This window comes from Haloquadratum walsbyi C23 (assembly GCF_000237865.1).
Lineage (GTDB): Archaea > Halobacteriota > Halobacteria > Halobacteriales > Haloferacaceae > Haloquadratum > Haloquadratum walsbyi.
The window spans coordinates 1,155,343-1,179,481 of sequence record NC_017459.1; the positions used below are offsets into that span (position 1 = coordinate 1,155,343).

The following is a 24,139-nucleotide window of genomic DNA, read 5'->3' on the forward strand; positions in this document are numbered from 1 at the left end:
CGATTGTGAACAACATCACTCACTCAGAAGAGACGGAACACGATCAAGATAACATACCATTTGATGACAGCATAATTGCGGAGATGCCCTTACGTTCTTCTGGGTGGGTTGGATACTCCGATGATGCTATTGTTATTAACGACGATGAATGTAAGAAAATACATACAGAGGATGTCGCTGAGATTGGGCTCCGAACACTTCAGTGGGATATAGCAGTAATGAGCATTCTGCTTGTAGGTGTTGGAGGGTACATCGTGTTGACACGCAATCCATTCATTGGGCTTTGTTTCGCTTTGGTTGGTCTTGGAAGTCTTTATCGAACCTATACGCATCGACAAGCATTGGTTATTCAAATTAGAAACCACCAGAAGCCAGTGATAATTCATCCGACAAACCCAGAGACATGTCATGACAAATTGGCTGAAACAGCCGAATTAAATCAAGTCCGATAGTCTCGGTCGCACGGTAGTATTAAGTTATTCGGACCGAATCGAGATATGGACAATGACGATTGCAGATTTGAATGTTGTTAACGCGAAAGTAGTAACACCGACAAAAACATTTGTTGGTGGAATTGCTGCCAAAGATGGATCAATTATCTCGGTTGATTCCCTTCCAAACCTCCCTGAAGCCGAACAAACAATCGACGCAAATGGGAATTATCTTATCCCCGGGTTTATTGACCCACATGTTCATTGGGGACTTTCACGATATGAGTACGACTATCATGAGGGGCTTAAACACGACTTTGAGACCGAAACAAGAGGTGCAGTTCACGGTGGTGTGACAACTGTTGTTAATTTCTTACTGCAGCCAGAACCGTATGTGCCCGATATGGACTTTTTCATCAAAGCTGGTGAAGAGAACTCATATATAGACTTTGCATATCATGCAATTATTCATAAAGAGCCACACTTCGCGGAAGTGGAGGCACTCGCAGAAAACGGAATTCGGTCATTCAAGATCTTTTATAATTGGTATAAACATGCATCACCAGAGCTTGGAATTGAGCATTCTGATTCAGGGCGAGTATACCGTCTTCTTGATACAGTTTCAGATATTGAGGGTGGGGTGGTTATGTTCCATGCTGAGAATGAAGATCTTGCACATGAACGCCGACAGGAACTCAAAGAGACGGGTCGTAATGATCTTGAAGTCTGGTCTGAGTCTGCCCCGAACATCTGCGAGGCGATGCAAATAGAGAATATTGCCAAACTAACAGAGTATACTGATTCTACCGCATATATTGTCCACATGAGCACAGGCGAAGGTGTTGATATTTGCCGACGATATCAACAACAGGGCGTGGATATTAGTACCGAAACTCTCCCGGCATTTCTCGCACACACAAAGGATGAAGAAGGACTTGGAGTCTGGGGGAAGATTTCACCACCACTTCGCGGTGAGCAGAGTAGACAGAAGCTCTGGCATGGATTACGTGACGGAGTGATTGATTATGCTGGCACCGATCATTGTCCACATAAAAAATCATTCAAAGAAAAGGACCAAGGGAAATTTGGAGATATCTGGGAAGCGATTCCAGGCGATAATAATGGGATAGAATATTTCCTGCCAGTGATGATGAGTGAGGGAGTTAATAAAAACAATATTAGTATGGAGCGACTGGTGGAGGTTTGTGCAGAGAACAACGCCCGCCGATGGGGACTATACCCTCGAAAAGGTGCTTTAGTTGAGGGAGCAGATGCCGACATGGTCATCGTTGATTTAGAGAAATCAGCTACTGTTACTGATGACTTCTATCATACAATGGAGCCTCGATATTCGAGTTTTCATGGACAAGAACTGACCGGGTTGCCAACTCATACGATCATTGACGGTGAGGTTGCTGTCAAAGAAGGCGAACTTCAGGTCACAAAGGGTGGTCGAAACTACCTTCCACGACAGCCTGATGGTGTCCCAATCGAGTAATACAGAGTATAGCAGGGTATGGTGAATATGCGGGCGAATTTGTATTTCTCATTATTGTAGATTAAAGCCCCGTTTTATTCCTGGGCTTTTTGCTCAGGTCGTAGAAATATTTTTATCCTGTCGATTTAACGAAGGGGTATGTCAGATGTGCCGGTGAACGCAATTCAAACGATGTTCACGATAGTCGAAATGCTCCAAGAATGCGGTAGCGCCGGTGTTTCAGAACTTGCCGAGCAGGTAGACCTTCCTCAGTCTACGGTATTTAATCATCTTAACACGTTAGAGAAAACAGGATATCTTATCAATAATAATGGGACATATCATCTAAGCTGCCGATTTCTAAATCTTGGGGCGGAGGCGCGCTCACATCACCAAATTCACGATATTGCTCGACAGAAGGTGGATCGATTAGCAACTGAAACTGGTGAAATGTCAGCATTATTAATTGAGGAAAACGGTCGTGGGATATTCCTTCATCGCGCTGAGGGAAGACAGGCTGTACACATTGACAGTTACATTGGTCAGCAAATCTTCCTTCATGGGGCTGCACTCGGTAAAGCGATTCTTGCTTCACTTCCACGAAGTGAGGTTAATGACATTATCGAAGCAAGAGGGCTTCCAGAACTCACAGATAATACTATTACTGATCGTAAAGCGTTATATGAAGAGCTTGACGACATCGATAATGAAGGTGTTGCATATGATGATCAAGAGCGATTACCTGGTCTTCGAAGCGTCGCTATTCCATTAACTGATACTGAGGAAACTGTCTTAGGGTCAGTGAGTATTGCCGGTCCAACGAGTCGAGTGAATGATCAGCGGTTTTATGAGCGATTTCCTACTGAACTGCGTGAAGTAGCGAAAGCCGTCGAACTCGATTTAAGATACTCCTAACTCAGTCCCCTCTAAGAAGTATTTTCAATGCCCAAGAGTTTATTTCGATAATGGAAAAACAATAACAAAAGTACCATTGTTACAATATGAGACACCATCACAAATCAATTTATATCGCAGGAAATACTCTTTAATTATTTCTTATCAACGGATGCGTCAATTATATCATGGGCTTTGGCGATATTCCCGCCTGTGGTGACGGTGGGTATTCTACAGAGAAAGCAGCCAGAGTGCCTCGGGGCTTGACCCCGGAGCAGTTCACTATGAGTGTAATACCAGTACGTATTGCAGTGAAATCAAAATCATATTATTATGTCATAAAATTGCCCATATGAAACAATATAAATGATAAAATTTCGAGTAGAGTAGTTTTTCACGTCTGTAAGGCAGTCGATGCGATTGCCCCAAGAGTATGGTGTGGATATTTATTTGAATGCGACACACCGAGAGACACTGGACTCGCCACCGCGGAATCGCCATGGGAATGTCCCAATCTGGACACGCTCACCGAGCAACTCTGTTGGAACCTGGGCGTTCTCAACATGAACGATTCCCTCAGGAAAGAGCTCAGTATGCATCAACTGGTAGCCTTCAGGTGGAAATATCTCATCAAGATCATCAACCTCAAAGTGCTCAGCAGCCTCTCTGGCGAGCTCCGGGCGGATATCTCGGATCACGGTGTTCATTGGATGATCGGCGCTTCCACAGTCAAGAATAAGATAATTAATCTCCATCTCTTTGCACCACTCAGCGAACTCCGCGTTTGGACCGGGATGTTTACAGAAGAATTTGTGTGGATCAGCCTCCTCACGGTGCCATGCGTGATCTTGATATCCTGTATGTATGAACAGGATGTCACCTTTTCGAACATCAGCAGCCTGCTCAATCATTTCGCTTGTGTAGATGTCATAATCACCGACTTGATCGGATATGTCTGCAATGACTCCATCACCAACTAACTCATTCAAAGACATATCAGCAATGTCTCGCCCATGTGCAATAAAATGCTTTTCGCCATCAAGATGCGTTCCGGTATGATTCATGAACTCAATTTTTTGTCCATTCACCTTCTCGGTATCAAGACTCTTTTCATACCATATCTTTGGATTGTCATATGTCGGCCATGCAGGAGTCTCCTGTGACCATGGCTGTGTCAAGTCATACATTTCATAACCATCAAGCATTCGTGTTACTTCTCATTCGCCAGTTAAATTAAATATTTGGGAATTAGTCACTATCATTTATCTGCCTATCTAGCTGGTTGAACTGAGAACATTCATTATTCCCTACAACTCGCAGCCGAGTTGTCCGCCTCAATCGTGTATCGAGTCTATGAATGTAAGTGTACGTATCATTTGATTTTTCATTAGCGAAAATGACCACTACTGGTCAGATAAAATAACTATAGTGCCACCTGAGAAGCTAGTATGATTATCACTCGATGGTATGTATTGTTATTTTGCATAGGCAGCATCTGTCAGTATGTGAATAGTCAACATATATGTAACATTGGTCATTGATTGTTATTTATGAGTGAAATGTCCGCTGTTATGCTCTCCGAGTGGGGTGGTGAATTGTCTGTTGACACGGTTACTCAGCCGGAACCGGGTCCAAATGAAGTCCGCATCGCGGTTCGAGCCTGTGCAATCACCCGAACTGTTGAGAATGCAATCCAAGGTGGGCTTTCTGATGATCCATCATTACTCCCTCGAATTCCAGGTCATGAGTTCGCTGGTGTTATTGATGCTGTCGGTCCAATGGTCTCCTCGGTTGCCCCCGGTGATCGCGTACTGTCGTACTTTTATTTGACCTGTGGGATGTGTCAAGCCTGTCGACAGGGCAATCGTAACCAATGTACAGATTTTGATGGCTGGGTCGGTGTCAATTGTGATGGTGCATACGCGGAGTATGCGACTATCCCGGCTGCAAATGCGATTCCGATACCCGATGAGTGCTCATTCACCGCGGCAGCGCTAGCTGCTGATGGATTGGCGACTCCGCTGCATGTATGTGAGCGTGCCGATATCACTGACAGCGATACAGTTTTGATCCTCGGTGGTGCAGGACGTATCGGAATTCATCTTTCGCAACTGGCTGCAAGTCGCGGTGCAAACGTGATATCAGCTGATGTGAATCAGACACAACTCACACATATCGATGAGATGACTGGTTCAGCGGTAGAAACTGTCGATGCCAGTCGTGATGATTTTGCAGACCAAGTTCAGCATGCTACCTCCTATGCCGGTGGACCGACTGTTATTGTTGACACAGTCGGCGATATAAATACAATCAAAGATGCATGGGACCTGTTAGGGATGGGGGGGTGTCTAGTAACGCTAACAACACATCATGATCGATCTTTTGCACCCCCTTTGAAACAGTTTGTTTATACTGAGACAAGTCTTATTGGATCCCGATATGCAACCTCTGATCAGGTCATCCGAGCCGCACAGATGTTTGCGGATAATCGGATCAATCATGTTGTCCGTGACACAGTTGGGCTTGATGAAGTCCCGGCGATACATGCACAACTTCGTGCAGGCGAGACGTTCGGAACAACGATGCTAACTCCTCGCTGAGTCAGCGCGGGTGGAGCATATAGCCGGTACATACTTACCTGAGTTATACAATAACACACAGTATGAGGGGAGATGAAACCAGTGTTAGATGATGTCTCAGTTATTGATTTATCGACATTTGTAACAGGTGGGTTCTCTTCGCTGATGCTCGCAGCACAAGGCGCAGACGTAATAAAAATTGAACGACCTGACGTGGGTGATGATATTCGTCATTCCGGTCCGCCATTCATTAACGGGGAATCCCCATATTATTGGACTGTTAATTATGATAAGCGGAGTATTGAGCTCAATTTAAAAACCGAACCCGGGAAGATGGCGTTATATGATCTTGTTGAGGCAGCAGATGTCGTTATCCAGAATTTTCGACCTGGTACAGCAGACCGACTTGATATTGCATATGATGATCTCACAAAATATAATGATAGTCTCATATATTGCGATATCTCTGCGTTCGGTAACACAGGACCTTGGAGTGAACGACCTGGATACGACTTGCTCGTTCAGGGACTGAGTGGTATTATGTCAGTCACCGGTGAGGCTGATAGTAATCCAGCTAAAGTTGGGCTCCCGCAGACAGATCTCATCACTGGTATGTGGGCAGCCTTCGGTATTATGGGGGCATTATATCGACGTGAACGGACAGATGAAGGTGAGTATATTGAGCTTGGAATGCTGGACGCAACGCTACCATGGCTCACGAAGCAGGCTGGAAAAGTATTCGCGGATGAAACCCCAGAACGGATGGGCACACAAGACCCTGTGCTTGCTCCATATCAAACGCTTAAAACTGGTGATGGGTATATCAATATCGCCTGTTTGAATGAAAAGCTGTGGCAGGCTCTTTGTGATGCGATTGAACGACCAGATCTCAGCGAAAATAAGCGATTTGAGACAAATGCCGACCGAGTCGAGAATATGGACGCTCTTGCAGTAGAACTTGAAACAGCATTATCCGAGCGGACCACTGATGAGTGGATGACAGTCTTCACTGATGCAGGGGTCCCTGCCGGTCCTGTCCAGACTGTTGCAGATGCGCTCTCTAACGAGCAGACTGATGCCCGTGGAATGATTAACACAATTACTGACGGTAATCGTGAGATTCCAGTCATCGAACACCCATTAAATTTCAAAAACGCTCAGTCTGGATTTGATGCTCCACCGCCTAAACTTGGCGAGCACACCAATGAGGTATTCGCTGAACTCGGATATACTGAACAGAAACTCGAACACCTCCGGAAAAAGGGTGTCTTTGGTAACAATGATTCTGAATAAACAATTAAAATGTATAACCGCAGCTGCGACCACAGTCGCTATCGGAGTTAGTGTTGGTGTTGGTGTTGGTACTGGTACTGGTACTAACATTCATCACACCGGTTGTTCAGTCTGCTGTGGTATCGACATGTGCCTGTTCCAATGGAGTCATCAACACGGAATAGTGATACAATGAATATATCACATATCGATACTGATGACCCTTGGAGTGTCACAGAGAAAGATCTCCGTAAAGAAATACGGAGCCTGCGCGAAGCAGGTGAATCAGCAGCTGTTGCAACTGTTATGACTGTTGAGGGTTCAGCATATCGTCGCCCAGGAGCGAAGATGTTAATCTCAGCAGACCAGCGTAATTATGGTGCAGTCACGGCTGGATGTCTTGAGGACATGGTCCTTGATATTGGGCATGATGTCATTGAGACAGATGAACCACGCATCGAGGTGTTTGATCTTATGGAGAATAATGACGAGGCATGGGGACTTGGTCTGGGATGTAATGGTGTTATTGAGTTATTTGTTGAGCCATTAGACGCAAGCTGGGATTATCCACTCGCCACAGTAGCCGATAATGACCCAGTAACCGTCCTCACTGTCATTGATTCTGAGGGCTCTCTGCCGAGGGGAAGTCGTACCGTAATTACGGATAATGCCCGGCGAAACGCTAAGACTCGTCGCAAGATACCTAGTGCATTGATTGAATCAGTCGATGATAAAATCGCCAGTGTTCACTCTACGAATCAAACGTACGTGGCTCAATTGGATGAAACGCGCGTATTAATTGATGGATTGATACCCACTGATGATCTGCTCATATTCGGTGGGCAAAGAGATATTACACCGGTGACTCAACTCGCCAATCAAGTCGGATTTCGAACTCATGTGCACTCTGGACGTGGAGCGATTGATGAATCATCAATCCCAATAGCAGACAGTGTTACTACTGGACACCCAACTGAGATTGCTACTCATGTTAACACTGATGAAACTACGTACGCCATTGTAATGTCACATAATCTACTTGATGATAAATTAGCTGTCGAGACGCTGCTTCGTGAGACTGAGGTGCCACATATCGGGATCATGGGTCCAAATGAGCGTTTTGAAGAGCTACGAGAGTCACTCATGAAAGACGGTCTGCAACTCACAGCAGCGGATCTTGATCGGATCTCAGCTCCGGTTGGACTCGACCTTGGTGGCGGTGAGCCAGTCGAGATTGCACTCAGCATTGTAAGTGAGGCTCTCGCGGTGAGTAATGACCGCACAGGCGGACAACTGTGTGAGCAAGCAGGATATATCCATTCACGAATAGGTCAAAAAGGTAATTCGGAGTAAGGTTTATACAGACAATTTCACTATTAGTCTGCATACAAATGGTATGTGTACGACTAACGTCCCTCATTCAGTATCAACAAAAACAGTTGGGTGAAAATCAATGAAACCCGCTGCATTCGAGTATCATCTCCCAGATAGTGTTTCAGAAGCGACGAGATTGCTTGCTGAGCTCCCAGAAGCAGAACTTATGGCAGGTAATCAATCACTTGGGATTGCAATGTCAAATCGAGTCGCTACCCCAGATCACATCATCGATATAAATGGGCTTACAGAACTTGATTATCTTGATATTGGTGATAAGAAGATTGAGATCGGTGCGATGGTCAGACATCGCGACATGGAGAAGTCATCAGCACTGACAGAGGCGTTCCCAATTTTATCTATCTCTGCAGGGAAGATAGCCGGACCTGTGGTCCGTAATCGCGGCACGCTTGGTGGAAGCATTGGTGAAGCTGACCCTGGCGGTAATTACCCTTCGGTACTTGTAGCAATGGGTGGTGAAATTGAGTTACTATCTACTGATCACACCCGAACTGTTGATGCTACGGACTACTTTACTGCGGATACGACAGATAGCATCAACGAGAATGAACTCATCAAGTGTGCTCGATTTTCAAAGAAACCGTTCCCAAGTCACCGAACAGGAATGGCATTCTTGCGAAAGAAAGAAGCTGCACAATCGTGGCCAATCGTGAGTGTTGCAAGCGCTGTCAGAGTCGCTGATCCGACTCATCAAAATCCAGTTATCGAAGAGGCTCGCGTTGGCTATGCGAATGCTGCTGATGTCCCACTTAGACTGCAAAGCGTTGAGGCTGCAATTGAGGGTGAACCGATTTCAGAGCAAACACTTCGCACCGCCGGTGAACGTGCCTACGATGAGGTGCAACCTCAGAGTGAACTCCATGCCGATAAGACGTATAAACGAGAGTTGGCTTGCGAACTGACTAAACGAGTCTTTCGACGGTCATACGACCGTGCGACTGCTGAGCCAATTGTTGTATAAATGCCTGATAACAGCTATGAGTATCATATCAACGATGTCCTCAGCAAAGACATATTTATATCATCTCATTCGTAGTAAATAACATGATATATTATGAGCATTGATAAAAATAAAGCAGTTGACGAACGTCCGACGCGGGAAGTATCGATCACAGTGAATGGTGAAGAAATAACCTCAGAAATCGAGCCACGGATCAAACTCTCCGATTTTCTCCGGTATCACGCTAACCTCAATGGTGTTCGAGTTGGGTGTGAACATGGTGCTTGTGGTGCTTGCACGGTCAGTGTTAATGGCGACCTTGTCAAGAGTTGCTTAATGTATGCAGTACAGACTGACGGCGATGAAATCCTTACTGTTGAAGGACTATCTGAAAATGGCTCGTTACATCCTGTTCAGCAGGCCTTTCATGAATCACATGCGCTTCAATGTGGATTTTGCACCAGCGGATTTGTTATGTCAACATATGACTTACTTACAGATAATCCCAGTCCATCTCGTGAGCAGACAAAAAAACACCTTTCTTCGAACATCTGTCGATGTACAGGATATCAAAATATCTATGAGGCTGTTGATCGAGCAGCCGAGAACATATCCGATGATGAGTCAATGAAACTGGAGGATAATTAATGTCACAACCAGACACCACCACAGGCGATGTTACCGACACTGCCAGTGATACTGAGAAATTTGTCGGAAAGGGATTAAATCGCGTCGAGGATCATCGTATCCTTACTGGTCGTGCAGAATATATCCATGATATAGCGCCAGACAACTCAGTAAGTATGGGTTTCTTGCGGAGTGCGCATGCACGCGCTGATATTGTGAATATCGACGTCAGTGCTGCCGAAGCACATCCTGACTGTCGTCTTATATTAACCGGTGAAGATATTGCTGCAGAATATCATCCAATGCCTTGTGGGCTTAATGGTATTTCAGAATGGGCATTACCGAAAGAAACGGTCAATTTTGTTGGTGAACCAGTTGCATTGGTCATTGCACATAATCGATATATCGTTGAGGATTTGATCGATCTGATTGATGTAGAATATGAAATTAAAGAACCAGTCATTGACTCACGTGACGCGTGTCAGGATAACATAGTCATCCATGATGAACTTGGCACGAACGTTCCTGATAGTGAATGTTTGCACTTTGGCGAGGTGAAAGATGCCTTCGAGTCGGCTGACAATGTCATCGAAAATCAATACTCATGGGGGCGCATTTCTGGAGTCCCACTTGAGACGGCTGGGGTCGTCGCCGAATACGATACTGAGACTGATAGCTTCCATATTGACTGCAATATTCAGCTTCACACGTTGGTCGATGACACAATTTATGAGCCATTGGGGTATGACCCAGATGATGTGGTCTTAAATGTTCCACCAGATGTTGGTGGGAGCTATGGGACAAAAATCGCCCTTCATCGCTACTGCACGCTTGCTGCGATTGCGAGTCAACAACTCGATGGAACTCCAGTAAAATATGTTGAAGACCGAATTGAGAACATGAAAGGCGGAGATATGCATTCTTCAGACCGAGAGTACTCATTTCGAATTGCCTTTGACGATGATGGCATAATTCAGGGTATTGATGTGAATTTCACCGATGACTTTGGTGCATACCCACGATATCCGGTTAATCAGACATTAAAACCACTCACGAACGTCACGAATACATACGATATCGATCATGTGCGGTATGAATATGAGTTGGTATTAACTAATAAGACATCACAAACAGCTTACCGTGGATTCGGTGTTCCACAGCATCTGTACGCTCTCGAAATGGCTGTTGATGAGGCTGCTCGAGAGATTGAGATGGATCCATATGAATTTCGCCAGCGGAATCTGGTTCAGCCAGAGCAGATGCCACATAAACTCCCAACAAAGAATATGTATGACTCTGGGGACTTCCCAGCAGCGCTCACTCGAATTAAAGAACTTGTTGAAGATGAAGAGCAAACAGAGGGCGGACTTCTTGATCCTGATATTATTGAACAGCGTCAAGCTGAAGGGAAATACCGAGGTGTTAGTTATACAGTCCACGTTGAACCCGGTGTGAGCGGTGCCGACTGGACCAACCGTCAGCGTTCAGATCGTGAGCAACTCTCTGAGCGTGAAATGGACGATGTGGAAGAACTCCCTGAGCACCTTCGATGTGAGATAGAGGATGACGGTCGCTTGTTAGTGTATCTCGCTGCAGATTCCTCTGGACAGGGGCATCAAACAATCATCAAACAGTTATTATCGGACAAACTTGGATTGATACCAAGCGATATTGAGGTTGATTATCTTGATAGTGTCGAAGCACCCACAGAGTATGGTGCAGCCGCTTCACGAATGGCAGTAATGCTCTCGGGTGCTGCTGCTGGTCTCGCCGATACGCTTTCGTCTAATCTTGAAAACCTGGCTGCTGAGTATTGGAACGTATCAAAAGAGGAAGTAAGCTATCACGACGGTGGTGTCGAGATCATCAGCGAGGAAAAACATCTCACAATGGCAGATCTTGCTGACATAGCATCAGAGCGTGATGATGATGATGCACCCCTCACCAATGCCTCCTATGATTATCAACATCCTGTCTATGATAATGAAGAATATGAAGAGGCATTCACTAATAAATATCCTGTATATCCAACAGCAGCGTTCGCGGCGAACGCCCCGATTGTCGAGGTTGATACACAGACCGGCAATGTGGAGGTGCTGAAGTTCTACTCATTACGGGACTGTGGAACCCAGATTAATCCAACAATCGTTGAAGGACAGGCTCACGGCGGCATCGCCCAGGGGATTGGCGCAACACTACTGGAAGAATTTGTATATGATGATGCTGGGCAACCGCAATCAACAACACTTTCTGATTATCTGCTTCCTTCGACACAGAATGTCCCAGAGATTGAAATGGAACATACTGAAACTCCATCACCATTCACCGAAACGGGAGCAAAAGGCACCGGCGAAGGAGGGATGATTGATGGACCACCTGCGATTGCCACGGCAATTAATCGCGCGTTAGAGCCATTTGACATCGTGGTTGACCGTGTGCCGGCTACATCTAACCGTATCCGCGAATGGGTTCGCGAAAGCGATACGAGTTCGTGAACTCACCCGGGGTCACATCCACATCACCATCACCATCATCATCAAAGCCCCGGGGCAGTCGCCTCGACCGACCGTACATCCGCAGACACAATAAGGGATTATCCAGTTATATCAGATGGAGTATTGATGTCGTACACCACGCCTGGATCATCAGTTTCAACGAGTGCTGTATCCCCTGTTTCAAATAGTATCGATCGTCCTCCGGTGTCTCCCTGTTGCTCAGTCAGCGAATCGAAGTGTTTTCGATCGAATAACACTGGATTCCCTCGTTGTCCCATGTATGCAGACGCCAGTGCTGATCGTGAGTGACACTCGTATGTTGCGATTAATGCCTGGACGCTTGATACTGAGACGTTTGGCATATCCCCAAGTGCAATAATCACAGCATCAGCTTCGCTTTGAACTGCTGTCTGAGTCCCTATCTTAACTGACGTGCCCTGCCCAGTCTCATATTCATTATTCACTCGAAACGAAACGGATAGATCCGATAGCACTTCTCGGATCCGGTCAGCATCATGTCCGAGGACGACGGTTGTGCATAAATCAGCCGCAAGCAGTGTCTTTGCGGCTTGTCGGATAACCAAGCCCCCGTTTATTGACTGAACGAGTTTGTTCTTCTCACCGAAACGTGAACTCATGCCAGCAGCAAGTAACACTGCCTGCACGTCTGAGTTCTGCTCCGATTCATTCGGTGGCGAAATGACCGGGAATGGATCATTATTCATATTGTTTCTTGATAAATACTGATGTGACTTGAATAAACAGAAATATCGAGTGAGTGTTAATAACCCTATCGACGAAAATAATACCTTGATCTGAATGGAACAGTCCAACCGATACGATTTCTACAGACGCTAAGCGAAAAGCCGTGTCGGCGACTAATTCTCATGAAATATGAGTTTGTACGAGTCATCGAGAAATCATTGATATGCTATCTGTATCATCTCTCTTGATGCAAGCTTATAAACAATACCTGGAGACAACATGGTCAAATATATGACTACACACGCTGTGTTACTCTCTCGATATATCTACCCACAATATTCATTTTTTGCAGGTTGCCAATCAAATCAAGCTATTTGAGTTTGATAGGTGTGGATACAAACATCTATATTTATATAATCGATATCTTATATTTTAGAATGCCTGATAATAACGCTCTCTAGGCTGAGATATAGTTTATAGACTATCTTCGATCCTAGTAATGATAGTATTCAATATGCATAAAGACAGATAAATAGCCGAAATACGCATTTATTTTCACTCTTTGTTTACTCGATTAATGATAAATACATGATTTATAATTCAAAAGTGATTATTTTAATATAGAGCATATATTTCGGTTAACATCCAATCGATTTTGTATATAAATTTGTGTTCAGTTAACCACGTATCAACTCTTGATAGATAAATGATCGGTACTGACAGGATTTAGCAATCATCCTAGAACATGTAATGCCGACTGGATGTGATTAAACCTAGTGAGTTTATAATATATTTGCGATAATAAAGAATTTTGACTATATTTTCGTTTAGCTCAAAGGACAATATATCTCGCCGGTGGGTAAATAAAGTGGAATAAATCACTCAAACTACACATTCAATACATTCGAGATAGTATTATCTAACGGGTACATGTACTGGTATGAATTTGATGTCTCGATGAAAACATTCTGATCAATTCAATGGCTGATAGGAATATGACAGAAGTGATCAATGATCTGAGATTGGCGATAGATGTGTTTTCAAGAAAATGGAACGCTCCGGTATTGTATGCAATCAATATCCATTCTGAGGCATCTTACACCGACATTAGCTCTACAGTTTCAGAAGTCACTGCCAAGATGCTTTCAACGAGCCTTACAGATCTTCGGGAACGCAATCTTGTTAAATACGATGAGCAGAGACAAGGAGGCGTATATAAACTCACCACTAAGGGTAAAAAATTCGCTCAGATTCTTGAGTCACTAATTGAATGGAAAACACAACATGATACTGAGCAGAACGTAGTAATAATTGAAGATGAATCGATGGTCGCAGAATTATATATGAATTATCTTTCAGAGGATTATGATGCACGTTATTATACCTCTGCTGAGGAAGCACTTTCATCGATAACAAATGAAGAAACGATTAGCATCCTTGATCGAAGACTTCCGAGCATTTCCGGTGATGAAGTTGCAGAGACACTGAAAAGAAAGATCGATACCTGTCTCATTTTAGTCGTCAGCGGCGTTGAGCCGAGTGAAAGTATTGTTGGACTACCAATTGATGATTACTTACAGAAGCCGGTTCAGCGCGATGACATACGAATGCGTCTCAATAATCTTGAATTTCGATTAGGATTACCGCCAGAAGAGCGACACTACCTCGCAGTCCAATCAAAACAGCGGGCACTTCGAGATGCATATGGTCAAAAGGCATATTCAATGTCTGTATACACAGCGTTATCAGAAGAGATGGACGATGTGGAAATTAGTAACAAACGAAAAGATTCGCTTATGCAATCCTTCGAGTAGTAGGTATTAATCCAGACGTCGAATCTCAGATCTTTAATCGAAATGAGTAGCATGTTATCCCTGAATACAGTCATAAGACGACGTCGATTGTCAAGAAATACCGATTCATGCAACTCATCAGAGGGTCAAAATCAAAGTCGATCGGGATAGTACAAACGTCACAATAAAGAGGCGATAGGCGATCCCCGCTGGGTAGAGGGGAATATACTTATTCCGATTAATTTTTGAACAGCTACTGATGATCGAAATCGCACTTTTTGATGACGAAACTGCGACGCAGTCTCAGGTCATTATGGAACCAATGTATCATGAATACTGACTCCTCATACCAGCACTCCAGAGAAAACACTGATAATTTCAGATTTCTCCGTATCCCCACTGAGGTCAGGTGACGATTCAGCTGAAATATTTGAATCATTTCTGCGATTATCATTGCTCAATTTGGTTCTATTCAGCTATACCCGTCATCAGACGAACATGGGTATTCAACAGAAGCATCCCAGTACATACTTCGTGCGGTTTTAGTGACTGGTGAGTGTAAATTAGATTATGTCACACCGAGTCCTTGTTCCGCTTGAACTACCAGATGCCGACTCGGTTCCAGCGGCGTTAGCGAAAACGATCACATCGATGGAAGTAGTTCTACTCGGTCACTATGGATTGCCAGACCAAACGCCACCTTCAGCAGCCCGTGATCAGTTCGGGGATGAAGCTCGAGAAGAACTTGCCGAGCTCGCGCAATCGCTTGAGGATGTAGAAGCATCTGTAACTACTCGGGTCGTGTTCGGGAAGGCTCGTGATAAGACGATTGACCGTGTCGCTGTTGAAGAAGAATGTGATGTGATTTTGACCTCAGGCGACGCAGATGAGATTACACAGGTTCTTGTGCCCCTTCGTGGTAAGAAGAACTTTGATCGAATCCTTTCATTTACCGAGGAGTTATTGACGGCAACGGGAGCAGCCGTCACGCTATTTCACAGAGGTGAGGAATCAGACCGGATACCAGGTGAAGAAATTCTTTCAGATGCGACAGACCGCTTAATTCAGGCAGGTGTTGATGCTGATCGAATTAGCCAGCGACTGTCAGAAGATGATGATACAACTCAAAGTATCGTTGATCTTGGTGAAGAGTTTGATGTCCTGGTATTAGGTGAAACTGAACCCTCACTGCGCGACCAAATCTTTGGCAATGTTCCTGCACAGGTGACTGCTGACACAGAGGACCCTGCTTTTGTCGTCCGAAACGCCGAAGAAGTATCATAAATAACTTTGTATATCACTTGTCTATCATAGTATTGACATCCTCTCGCGCCTGAAGACGCGGGCACTCTCCTTTCTATTTATAGTTGGGACATCTGAATCTTCAGGAGAAACCAGATTGAGTCCATGTATCCCATAGATTATCTGACTATCAACAATCTGGGTATTTTCCGTCCGTCTCTAACCCAGATGAATAATACAGTGGATATGAGTTACCGTAGTATTATTTCACTCGAAGACGTTATAATCACAGAGACTACGAGCCACGAACAGAATAATAAATGCTTGCTAATCCAAGTCCAATCAGAAGCGACTCAATTGTGTAGAGAATTAACAGCGAGGATCCGGATATGTCGTACACACCGATGACAGCAGGTGAATAAATAACCTCAGCAATGGTGCTGAGTGTAACAAGCCCAAAGCCGAGTGTTGCGTACTTTAAATTCGGCTTGCCAACGCGACGTTGGGCTCGAAACCCATAATAAGTGAGACTCCCCCCGATAACAAAGACGAAGATATTACTAAACAGTAACATCCAGAGGGTTGGGTCGCTACTCATGAGTCTGTATCCGACTGATCATCCTGCTTTTGTGATTGTTCAAGATCCTCAATAAGTTCAGCGAACTGATCTACCGTATCTTTCTCAATATTGATGTTGATATCAAGCTGTCCCTCTTCGACGCTTATCGTAATTTCATTTAATTCGCTTTTGTATTCACTGTACTGGGTTCCATCAGCATCCCGTGTGATTTCCTCCGAGACAAGATTGTAATTTTCCATGGCTTGGATACGTCGATAAATAGTTGCCAATGATCGATCACAGATATCAGCGAGTTCCTTAACAGACATTGATCGAACATTCGTCGCGACCAAAATCTGGCGAACATCTTCACTCGCCAACACGTCAAATATATCATCTGGGTTCCATGCTTTACTCACGTGTGATTAATCACAGACCTGCAGTCACTCTTATTGATACGTGTAGCTCAATGAATTTTATTCCGGGACTAGGAGAGTGAGTACGAGTGTAGGCTCAGAAAGGAACGGTACTCAGAATACCAGCGACTGAGAGGAACCAAACAGTTTCAACTCGGGTTTCACCGTCTTGTTCTGGTCTATACTTACTGCAGCATTCAATTCAGTGTTCTGATACCTCTTCTTCTGAAGACCGGATACGCCGCCTCCCAATATCATCATTACTGTGTTTTCTTTCTTTCATGACGCTCGATAGCTGAGTTAATCATACTCACGATATGACGAATCCTGTCATCAAATGAGCAGTGAGCGCACCGATATCAGATCTTATAACTCATCGCTCATCTGTAAAAGCGAATACCCGTAGTTTCGACCCTCTCTGATCACAGGTGTCAGTTCGTTACTCTGCCGACTCTACACCCAATCTTCCGCAGGTACTGACTGCTACAGATGAGCGTAACTCGTTATATACGCTACTGATAAGCACAACTGATCTAATCGCTGCTGGCGACTTCACCGTCCTGCTGTCCCTCCAGAATGACGCCAAGTGCCCCTTCGCGGTCGGTTCGACTTCGACCGTATATCAGATACCACCCGATACCACCGACAATAATACCAGCCGCACCGAGGATTGGAAACATTCCCATCTGCGTGAGCAATGCCAATCCCCCGAAAAATCCAGCAAACTGGACGTATGGATACCCTGGTGATTTAAATGACGGTTGATAAGAATCGACCTCACTTGTACGGAATACAATAAGAGCGACATTCACAAATGAAAATACAAGAATTTGGAATGCACTCGCTAACTTCGCTAACTCAACGACTGGCACAAATGCAATAAGTGCTAAGAGCAGACCGCCAGTGAGTAAAATTGAGTTTCTGGGAGTGCTGAATCGTTTACTCACAGTAGCAAGTTGAGTAGGTGCCAGTGAGTCTCGACTCATCGCTAATGGGAACCGCGAAGACGCTAGTACCCCGGCATTCGCCATACTGGTTAATGCAAGTATTGCGATTAACGCGATTGCGACGACACCAAACCCGCCGAGCAGTTGATCTGCACCGTCTGCCATTGGGGTTAGTGATGGTCCACCATTTGGACCACTTGTTGTCAAGACATTCGGGTCATTCAATCCGACCACAACTGCAACCACAAGCGTATAGAGCAGCATCATCACTCCCATTGAAATTAGAATTCCAAGTGGTAAATTCCGATCAGGGTTTTCAATCTCCTCAGCGACACTTGCAATCTTTGTTACCCCAGCATAAGAGACAAACACAAACGCCGCTGCAGTCACGATTCCGTCTGCCCCCTTTGCAGTGAATCCCTGGAACCGCGTTGGCTCAATGATAAATCCTGAGTTGAGAACATATGCGGCGAGCGCAAACACAACAGCAGTGACAATAATCGATTGAGCTTTGCCACTTTGTTCTGTGCCGACAATATTGAGTACAACAATGAGTGCTGCGAGTCCGAGCGCGACAATCTTGATTAATCCATCCGATATTGGGATAAGCAATAACAGGTATGCGCCGAGTCCAACTAATGCGAAGGAACTCTTAAACACCAGCGAGAACCACGCGCCAATTCCAGCGATTGTTCCAGCCAATGGTCCCATCGCGCGGTCGATATAAAGATATGTCCCACCAGACTCAGGCATAGCAGTCGCCATTTCTGCCTTTGAGAGTGCGGCCGGTAAGACGACCAACCCCGCTAGAATATAGGCGAGAATGACTGCTGGTCCGGCTTTTTTTAATCCCAATGCAGGAAGCACAAAAATACCACTGCCAATCATTGCGCCCATGCTAATCGTGACTGTCGCATACAGACCAAGATCTCGTTCGAGATCGTTTTTCATCTGATAATCATCTCCAAAAGAGTGAGGTGTGAGTTATGCCAGTTGTGCAATATGTTTTTATTCTTATGCCCCTGTTTATTTTTGAGTGTCGCCACATGAAAATAATGCGTTAATAATGCGTTCATAATTGCTGTATGTACTATCAAAATTTTAAAAATGAATTTATAATACCCGTCAGATCAAGATCAAAAATTTGCGATAGGGATGACAGTATTGAACCAATCTGTGCTGACAGAAAACGACTGAATATCGCAATGTGTGTCATTATTGATTCAAGATACTTAATACGAGGTATTTGTTCAATCGTATCGAATCCGTTGAAGTCATTAATGTCGCTGTGTACATATGTTTGTTAGTATTGATTGGATGAGCTTCATATCTAATTTATTTTGCTCAGTCTGTGGTAGACTTCATTCAGTACCAGTCGTATAGTTCATACATCCGATATAACAGTCATCCTGAAATTCTGTCCTCGTATACAGATCATCCAATCAAGAGCTTTTGTACATCATCAAGAATACTCGCCTCCGCAGCAACAAGATATCGGCGGCTCCGTTCAAGAGTCGTTTCAGGACGAGCAACCTCGGTCCCCTCAGCATCTGAAATTACATGACATCCATCAGGAAGTAATATCTCATTTAATTGCTTACCAGCTGCGGGGGACTGTGGGTGCACCCGAATATTGAGGATGTTCAAGTCTCCTGTAACCTGTTCTAATGTTCTGACATCATCCTCTTGAATCCGATTGACTGTTGCTTTTGATCCGGTCCGCTCAGGATATACAATCTCGTCAATGAATTCATTTTCTATATCCGATCGCTCAAGACTATTAACTCGCGCAATGGTTCGAAGATTACTCGTCAGGTGTTGCATCTCCGCACAAATCGCAAAGTTAGTTGTTGCATCACCGGTCAGAGCGGCAAGGACATCTGCCTGTGATGGTTCTGCTTGTTGCAGAATCTGTGGATCTTCTGCATCACCCTCAATCACGACACCTGTCCAGTCATCAATTACCTCTTTAATGCTCTCAGAATGACGCTCGATAAGATAGACCTCATGACCATAATCAGTCAACAGCTGAGCTGTTCGACGTCCAATCCGTCCTGCACCGGCAATAATAATATGTTGTTCTGGTGTCCGATTCCTTTGCGTGTCTGAGTTGGGACCATTCACGCATCCAAGCGCTGAATTCACTAGAAAAAGTTACCTTTTGTCGATTTAAAATATAATTGGGTATTTGCGGGCTCCGCAAAAATGGTTGCTTCCCAAAGCGCAACACACCAGGTCTTCATGCGCTTTCACGACTGGCTTCAGAATGTTGAGACAGAATATAATACTGATGTGATAGTAATCACGGACATTTACGTTTATGATATATAAAAGATCTAACTTTTATACACACTTCGATAATACCATATAATTATAAACATGAATTGCACTTTGACTCATTACTTTCGACAGGTTATTAGGATAGAAAAGGTAATATTTGTCTGAATTTATCTCTATCTCACACTCACATGACGTATTATCGCTGACCACAGACGAACCACTCGACAACGTTTTAATTCCATGAAAGAGGTTACCATCGGAGAATGATAAAGAAGTTTTCACCCGATTTTAGTGATTATTAGGCGTATATGACACGATTCGGATGGAGGCAGCGTTTTATATTATCGTTATTTGGCGTTGCACTGCTCGTATTGATTTATTCACTTCTATATCAATGGGCAATATTCAGATTTGAAGGGGTCAACATAACAATATTTCAGTCGTTACAGACCGTTATTGAGATATTCACAACAGCCGGATTCGGAGGAGATACTCAGTATTGGAACACAGCTCCAATGAACCTTCTCGTGATTGGAATGAATCTTACCGGTGTTCTCCTCGTCTTCTTAGCACTCCCAGTGTTTGCTATTCCACTCTTTCAGCAGGCACTTGAAAATAACCCGCAGCAGTCGACCACGATTAGCGATCATATTATTATTTGCTCATACAATTCGCGTGAGAATGTCCTTCGATCAGAACTTGAGGCTGCAGATGTCCCATATGTCATTATCGATACCGACGCTGAAAAAGTCTTAGAGCTGAATAATAATGGAGTCGAAGCAATTTGTGGTGATCCCGAACAAGAGCAGGCACTCAAAGCAGCGAATATATCTGCGGCTCAAGCGCTCGTAACTGACGTTTCTGATACAGAAAATATCCCAGTGATTCTGACTGCAAAGGAACTAGAAGAAGATCTGAGGATCATCAGTGTTGCTGAAAATGAGCAAGATGCGGAGTATCACCGGTATGCAGGTGCTGACCGGGTTATTCGACCTCGACAGGCTCTTGGAAATGCGCTTGCTAGTAGGGCGACGCTTCCAATTACACAAAAGCTTCTCCAAACGGTCGAATTGAGTGACGAGTTTAATATTTCAGAACTTCGCATCGAAGACGACAGCGAACTTGCAGGCCAAACGCTTGCAGAATTAAAGCTTCAAGAGCGAATGGGTGTCACGATCATCGGGGTATGGTCCAATGGAAAGTTTATCTCTGCACCAGGACCTGATATCCGAATAGATGAGAATATGTTTTTATTGGTCGCTGGAAGTTATGAGGCGCTTACAGAGGTAACCACTCAAACGGTTTCTCCAAAGCTCTCTGCGAATGATCAGGTTATCGTCGCGGGATACGGCGTTGTTGGTCAATCAACTGTTGAGACATTAGAGGAAAATGGCGTATCGCCTACCGTGATAGATATGAATGATGATGATAGAGTAGACGTGACTGGCGATATCACGAATAGGGAGACATTTGCCAAAGCTGGCATTGAGAACACTCGATTTGTTATCTTAGCAGTTGACGATGATTCGACTACGATGTATGCGACGGTCGCTATCAAAGAGTCTGCGCCTGACACTGAGATGATTGCACGAGCGAATAGTATCGAAAACACAGCAAAACTGTATCGAGCCGGTGCTCGGTATGTTCTTTCGCTATCGACAGTCACCGGACGAATGCTTTCTTCGGTTCTCTTAGAAGATGAAGAGGTATTGACGCTTGAAACACAGTTCGAGATTGTCCGGACAACTGCACCTGAACTTGCTGGTCAGACGCTTCGTGGGGCAGCTATCCGCGACAGAACCGGGGCCACAGTTGTCGCAATTGAACGAGACGGTGAGTTACTGACGAACCCTGAGCCTGATTTGCGAATGAAAGAGAATGATCAATTCATCGTCACGGGGAGTAGTAATGTGATAAATAACTTTACTGAGACATTTAGATACTCAAGATGACTTCACTTTGATCAGTCTCAGTGAGCGTGAATCGGTTTTTATTCTTCTTCTTGCATCGACATGAGTCACGTTGATTGACCCTTAATCTTGTAAGCCTCGGCGGGAGACACAGATGCTCAGGTGATTATCAGTTATATATTTGATATGAAAATAATCTGTGCACAACTGAGTTATTCTGGGGGTATAGCTCCAACTATTTCATGACTCAGTGAGAGAAATCAACCGTATTCTGATATATCACTCATCAGTCGTATCAATACCGAGTGCTTCATTCAGTCCACAAAAACAGGTTACTGTATTAAATCCAAGTCCGATCGCCCCAGCAGCAGCCAGTATTGCAAATTTATACTTCCTCTGTTGAAGCGTATTCACTGCAGTGAGAGTCAGAAGAATGGTAAACACTCCACGCATGAGACGGTCGCGACCGCCGACGTTCGTTTCAACCATAGAAGAACAATGAGACGCATCCGATTTATATTTTATCTCACAGTAACAGGGAGTGAAACAGGTATGTGAATTCCCTCGAAGAGTGTGCAGTACTTAAACGGCAAATACACGTCAGCTGTGTAAGTAGTGCATATCTCTTCTCGTCGACGATATTGGTGGCTCGCTATTCTGAAATGGCTGTTGTGCTAGCGTCACCAAGTTGCGCCCGAAGATGTGACCCGATCAATAAGATCGTCGCAAATAATATCACTGCTGCGAAAAGCAAGACACTGCCTGAAAGGAGAGTGAGACCACTGGTAATCTGACTAATCACGAAGTTCCCAGCAAGTATACTTGCAACACTGAATACGGCAATGCCGCCGATATTAATAGCGACACTTGGAGGGTCACCAGTTGTTTGTGAGTCATTTAATAATACTAATACGAGCGCAAGTGCAAATGGTGTCCCAACTGTCCCGACTGCCAGCACAAGCACTAATTGTCCTAAGAACGCACCGGGAATGAACACGCCAGCGCCACTGACAAGTGCTGTCCCAGCCAGCAGGACTCGATACCGTGTATCTTCTACGTTTGTCTCCCAAGTGAGCTTATCAGCGATGACGTACACCGGTACAAGAGTATTGCCTCCAAGTGTCGATACAGCCGCTCCAAGAAGCCCGATTAAAAAGACTCGTTGAGCGAACGAGCCAGCAATTGGTTCGAGCGCCTGTGCTGCACCAATCGCTTGTAATCCTTGTGTATCGATATTCCCAAACAATGCCCCAGCGGCGACAAGAAATGTGGCGATACTAAAAACTCCAAACGCAACGAGCATAGAGACACTAATATCAAATCGAGCGATATCAGCATCAGATTGTGTCCATCCACGAGCTTTCACCGTGTAAGTCTGCATTGTAATGATTGTCACGTGAACCGCGCCTCCAACGATGCCGGCAGCGGCAATTGCGCCACCAATCGGGACTGTCGGAAAGAGTCCACTGACCGCGGCTCCTGAATCGATGGGAACGACAAACAGTGACGCAATGAATGCAAGCACAACTCCTGTGACGACTACCTTCGCCCCAATTTCAGCAATTCGATATCCACCACCAGCGAGTCCAACCGTGAGAAAGACAGCCCATATAACACCCCAAGACTCAGCACCAAATGGCATTAATAATCCTGAAACACTGGCAACAGTTTTCATAATGACTAATTGTGCAAAACCGGCAACAAGGACAACATCCGCGACCAACAACCATGCCCATTTTGTCCCCAGTCGTCGTTCAACGGTTTTGATAAGACCCTCATTTGTCTCCAATGCGAGTTTTGTTGCGAGATACTGCGCCAACGCACCAAAAATAGCCGAGATGACCACAACCCAGAGGAGTGCGTACCCAAAGTTTGCACCACCACTCAGTAAACTTGCCATAGAAGCCGGTCCTGCCGCAATCGCTCCTGCTAGCCACGTCGGACCTAACTGTGAAATCTTCTCGCTCAGTGAATGCTGTTTGCCTGTTGATTGACTCATGTATGTTACCGTTATTATGTGGTGGTTAAAACATTATTAATCAGTGTTACCACAGTAGAAATCTCTTTTATCCGGTGATTCTGTATCAGTGCAATCTTACTCAGCACATCTGATTTGTATAGACGCATGTGAAAAATTGAGCATTCGAGCCTCCACATCAAGTAAAAAACAACATATA

20 protein-coding genes are annotated in these 24,139 nt (G+C 44.7%); 12 read left to right on the forward strand and 8 right to left on the reverse strand.

From position 1 onward, the window contains the following. Positions 1–5 precede the first annotated feature (5 nt). From HQRW_RS05090 to HQRW_RS05100, 3 genes are all read left to right on the forward strand, one after another. Positions 6–452, forward strand: a complete 447-nt coding sequence (locus HQRW_RS05090) for a hypothetical protein (protein ID WP_014555729.1) — start codon at positions 6–8, stop codon at positions 450–452. 52 nt (positions 453–504) lie between these two features. After that, on the forward strand, positions 505–1,929 hold the full coding sequence (locus HQRW_RS05095) for a dihydroorotase (RefSeq protein ID WP_014555730.1): 1,425 nt from the start codon (positions 505–507) through the stop codon (positions 1,927–1,929). Positions 1,930–2,067: 138 nt separating this feature from the next. Further along, positions 2,068–2,823 (forward strand): IclR family transcriptional regulator, encoded by a 756-nt coding sequence (locus HQRW_RS05100; RefSeq protein WP_014555731.1) that lies wholly within the window; start codon positions 2,068–2,070, stop codon positions 2,821–2,823. Positions 2,824–3,248: 425 nt separating this feature from the next. Here the strand turns inward: HQRW_RS05100 and HQRW_RS05105 are convergent, their stop codons facing one another. Then, positions 3,249–4,007, reverse strand: coding sequence for a cyclase family protein (locus tag HQRW_RS05105; protein WP_014555732.1), 759 nt, complete (start codon positions 4,005–4,007; stop codon positions 3,249–3,251). Positions 4,008–4,352: 345 nt separating this feature from the next. Here HQRW_RS05105 and HQRW_RS05110 point away from each other — a divergent pair, with 345 nt between their 5' ends. From HQRW_RS05110 to HQRW_RS05135, 6 genes are all read left to right on the forward strand, one after another. Next, the gene (locus tag HQRW_RS05110; protein ID WP_049891672.1) at positions 4,353–5,402 is read left to right on the forward strand and encodes an alcohol dehydrogenase catalytic domain-containing protein; all 1,050 of its coding nucleotides are present in this window, start codon (positions 4,353–4,355) and stop codon (positions 5,400–5,402) included. 72 nt (positions 5,403–5,474) lie between these two features. Beyond that, complete coding sequence (locus tag HQRW_RS05115; protein WP_014555734.1) at positions 5,475–6,674, forward strand: CaiB/BaiF CoA transferase family protein; 1,200 nt, start codon at positions 5,475–5,477, stop codon at positions 6,672–6,674. 171 nt (positions 6,675–6,845) lie between these two features. Further along, positions 6,846–8,006 (forward strand): XdhC family protein, encoded by a 1,161-nt coding sequence (locus HQRW_RS05120; RefSeq protein ID WP_014555735.1) that lies wholly within the window; start codon positions 6,846–6,848, stop codon positions 8,004–8,006. Between the two features lie 100 nt (positions 8,007–8,106). Further along, positions 8,107–9,009, forward strand: coding sequence for an FAD binding domain-containing protein (locus HQRW_RS05125; RefSeq protein ID WP_014555736.1), 903 nt, complete (start codon positions 8,107–8,109; stop codon positions 9,007–9,009). A gap of 93 nt (positions 9,010–9,102) precedes the next feature. Then, positions 9,103–9,636, forward strand: a complete 534-nt coding sequence (locus HQRW_RS05130) for a (2Fe-2S)-binding protein (RefSeq protein ID WP_014555737.1) — start codon at positions 9,103–9,105, stop codon at positions 9,634–9,636. After that, entirely contained in the window at positions 9,636–12,110 is a 2,475-nt protein-coding gene (locus HQRW_RS05135) for a xanthine dehydrogenase family protein molybdopterin-binding subunit (RefSeq protein ID WP_014555738.1), read from the forward strand. Before HQRW_RS05130 ends, HQRW_RS05135 begins: the two co-directional genes overlap by 1 nt. A gap of 98 nt (positions 12,111–12,208) precedes the next feature. Here HQRW_RS05135 and HQRW_RS05140 read toward each other — a convergent pair whose 3' ends face one another. After that, complete coding sequence (locus HQRW_RS05140; protein ID WP_014555739.1) at positions 12,209–12,835, reverse strand: nucleotidyltransferase family protein; 627 nt, start codon at positions 12,833–12,835, stop codon at positions 12,209–12,211. Between the two features lie 975 nt (positions 12,836–13,810). Here HQRW_RS05140 and HQRW_RS05145 point away from each other — a divergent pair. Both HQRW_RS05145 and HQRW_RS05150 read left to right on the forward strand, forming a co-directional pair. Next, a complete protein-coding gene (locus HQRW_RS05145) occupies positions 13,811–14,629 on the forward strand; it encodes a winged helix-turn-helix transcriptional regulator (RefSeq protein ID WP_231852432.1) in 819 nt (272 codons plus the stop codon). 549 nt (positions 14,630–15,178) lie between these two features. Continuing rightward, positions 15,179–15,892, forward strand: a complete 714-nt coding sequence (locus tag HQRW_RS05150) for a universal stress protein (protein WP_011571218.1) — start codon at positions 15,179–15,181, stop codon at positions 15,890–15,892. A gap of 253 nt (positions 15,893–16,145) precedes the next feature. On the opposite strand, the gene HQRW_RS05155 is transcribed toward HQRW_RS05150, so the two are convergent. The 4 genes from HQRW_RS05155 to HQRW_RS05170 all read right to left on the reverse strand — a co-directional run bounded on the left by HQRW_RS05155 (position 16,146) and on the right by HQRW_RS05170 (position 19,917). Then, the gene (locus tag HQRW_RS05155; RefSeq protein WP_011571219.1) at positions 16,146–16,448 is read right to left on the reverse strand and encodes a DUF7521 family protein; all 303 of its coding nucleotides are present in this window, start codon (positions 16,446–16,448) and stop codon (positions 16,146–16,148) included. Then, positions 16,445–16,828, reverse strand: coding sequence for an ArsR/SmtB family transcription factor (locus HQRW_RS05160; protein ID WP_014555741.1), 384 nt, complete (start codon positions 16,826–16,828; stop codon positions 16,445–16,447). Before HQRW_RS05160 ends, HQRW_RS05155 begins: the two co-directional genes overlap by 4 nt. A 530-nt stretch (positions 16,829–17,358) precedes the next feature. Beyond that, positions 17,359–18,723, reverse strand: coding sequence for an APC family permease (locus HQRW_RS05165; RefSeq protein WP_014555742.1), 1,365 nt, complete (start codon positions 18,721–18,723; stop codon positions 17,359–17,361). Between the two features lie 483 nt (positions 18,724–19,206). Beyond that, on the reverse strand, positions 19,207–19,917 hold the full coding sequence (locus tag HQRW_RS05170) for a potassium channel family protein (RefSeq protein ID WP_014555743.1): 711 nt from the start codon (positions 19,915–19,917) through the stop codon (positions 19,207–19,209). Positions 19,918–20,360: 443 nt separating this feature from the next. Between HQRW_RS05170 and HQRW_RS05175 the strand changes: the two genes are divergently transcribed. Continuing rightward, on the forward strand, positions 20,361–22,004 hold the full coding sequence (locus tag HQRW_RS05175; protein ID WP_014555744.1) for a potassium channel family protein: 1,644 nt from the start codon (positions 20,361–20,363) through the stop codon (positions 22,002–22,004). 237 nt (positions 22,005–22,241) lie between these two features. Here HQRW_RS05175 and HQRW_RS05180 read toward each other — a convergent pair whose 3' ends face one another. Both HQRW_RS05180 and HQRW_RS05185 read right to left on the reverse strand, forming a co-directional pair. Then, complete coding sequence (locus tag HQRW_RS05180) at positions 22,242–22,451, reverse strand: YgaP-like transmembrane domain (RefSeq protein WP_011571224.1); 210 nt, start codon at positions 22,449–22,451, stop codon at positions 22,242–22,244. Between the two features lie 163 nt (positions 22,452–22,614). Beyond that, positions 22,615–23,961, reverse strand: a complete 1,347-nt coding sequence (locus HQRW_RS05185; protein WP_014555745.1) for an NRAMP family divalent metal transporter — start codon at positions 23,959–23,961, stop codon at positions 22,615–22,617. Positions 23,962–24,139 lie beyond the last annotated feature (178 nt).

Coding starts and splice junctions, on each gene's coding strand:
- HQRW_RS05150 (WP_011571218.1), top strand. CDS start 15,179: ATGTCACACCGAGTCCTTGTTCCGCTTGAACTACCAGATGCCGACTCG.
- HQRW_RS05135 (WP_014555738.1), top strand. CDS start 9,636: ATGTCACAACCAGACACCACCACAGGCGATGTTACCGACACTGCCAGT.
- HQRW_RS05100 (WP_014555731.1), top strand. CDS start 2,068: ATGTCAGATGTGCCGGTGAACGCAATTCAAACGATGTTCACGATAGTC.
- HQRW_RS05130 (WP_014555737.1), top strand. CDS start 9,103: ATGAGCATTGATAAAAATAAAGCAGTTGACGAACGTCCGACGCGGGAA.
- HQRW_RS05180 (WP_011571224.1), bottom strand. CDS start 22,451: ATGGTTGAAACGAACGTCGGCGGTCGCGACCGTCTCATGCGTGGAGTG.
- HQRW_RS05185 (WP_014555745.1), bottom strand. CDS start 23,961: ATGAGTCAATCAACAGGCAAACAGCATTCACTGAGCGAGAAGATTTCA.
- HQRW_RS05155 (WP_011571219.1), bottom strand. CDS start 16,448: ATGAGTAGCGACCCAACCCTCTGGATGTTACTGTTTAGTAATATCTTC.
- HQRW_RS05165 (WP_014555742.1), bottom strand. CDS start 18,723: ATGAAAAACGATCTCGAACGAGATCTTGGTCTGTATGCGACAGTCACG.
- HQRW_RS05105 (WP_014555732.1), bottom strand. CDS start 4,007: ATGCTTGATGGTTATGAAATGTATGACTTGACACAGCCATGGTCACAG.
- HQRW_RS05115 (WP_014555734.1), top strand. CDS start 5,475: ATGAAACCAGTGTTAGATGATGTCTCAGTTATTGATTTATCGACATTT.
- HQRW_RS05095 (WP_014555730.1), top strand. CDS start 505: ATGACGATTGCAGATTTGAATGTTGTTAACGCGAAAGTAGTAACACCG.
- HQRW_RS05145 (WP_231852432.1), top strand. CDS start 13,811: ATGACAGAAGTGATCAATGATCTGAGATTGGCGATAGATGTGTTTTCA.
- HQRW_RS05110 (WP_049891672.1), top strand. CDS start 4,353: ATGAGTGAAATGTCCGCTGTTATGCTCTCCGAGTGGGGTGGTGAATTG.
- HQRW_RS05120 (WP_014555735.1), top strand. CDS start 6,846: ATGAATATATCACATATCGATACTGATGACCCTTGGAGTGTCACAGAG.
- HQRW_RS05125 (WP_014555736.1), top strand. CDS start 8,107: ATGAAACCCGCTGCATTCGAGTATCATCTCCCAGATAGTGTTTCAGAA.
- HQRW_RS05175 (WP_014555744.1), top strand. CDS start 20,361: ATGACACGATTCGGATGGAGGCAGCGTTTTATATTATCGTTATTTGGC.
- HQRW_RS05140 (WP_014555739.1), bottom strand. CDS start 12,835: ATGAATAATGATCCATTCCCGGTCATTTCGCCACCGAATGAATCGGAG.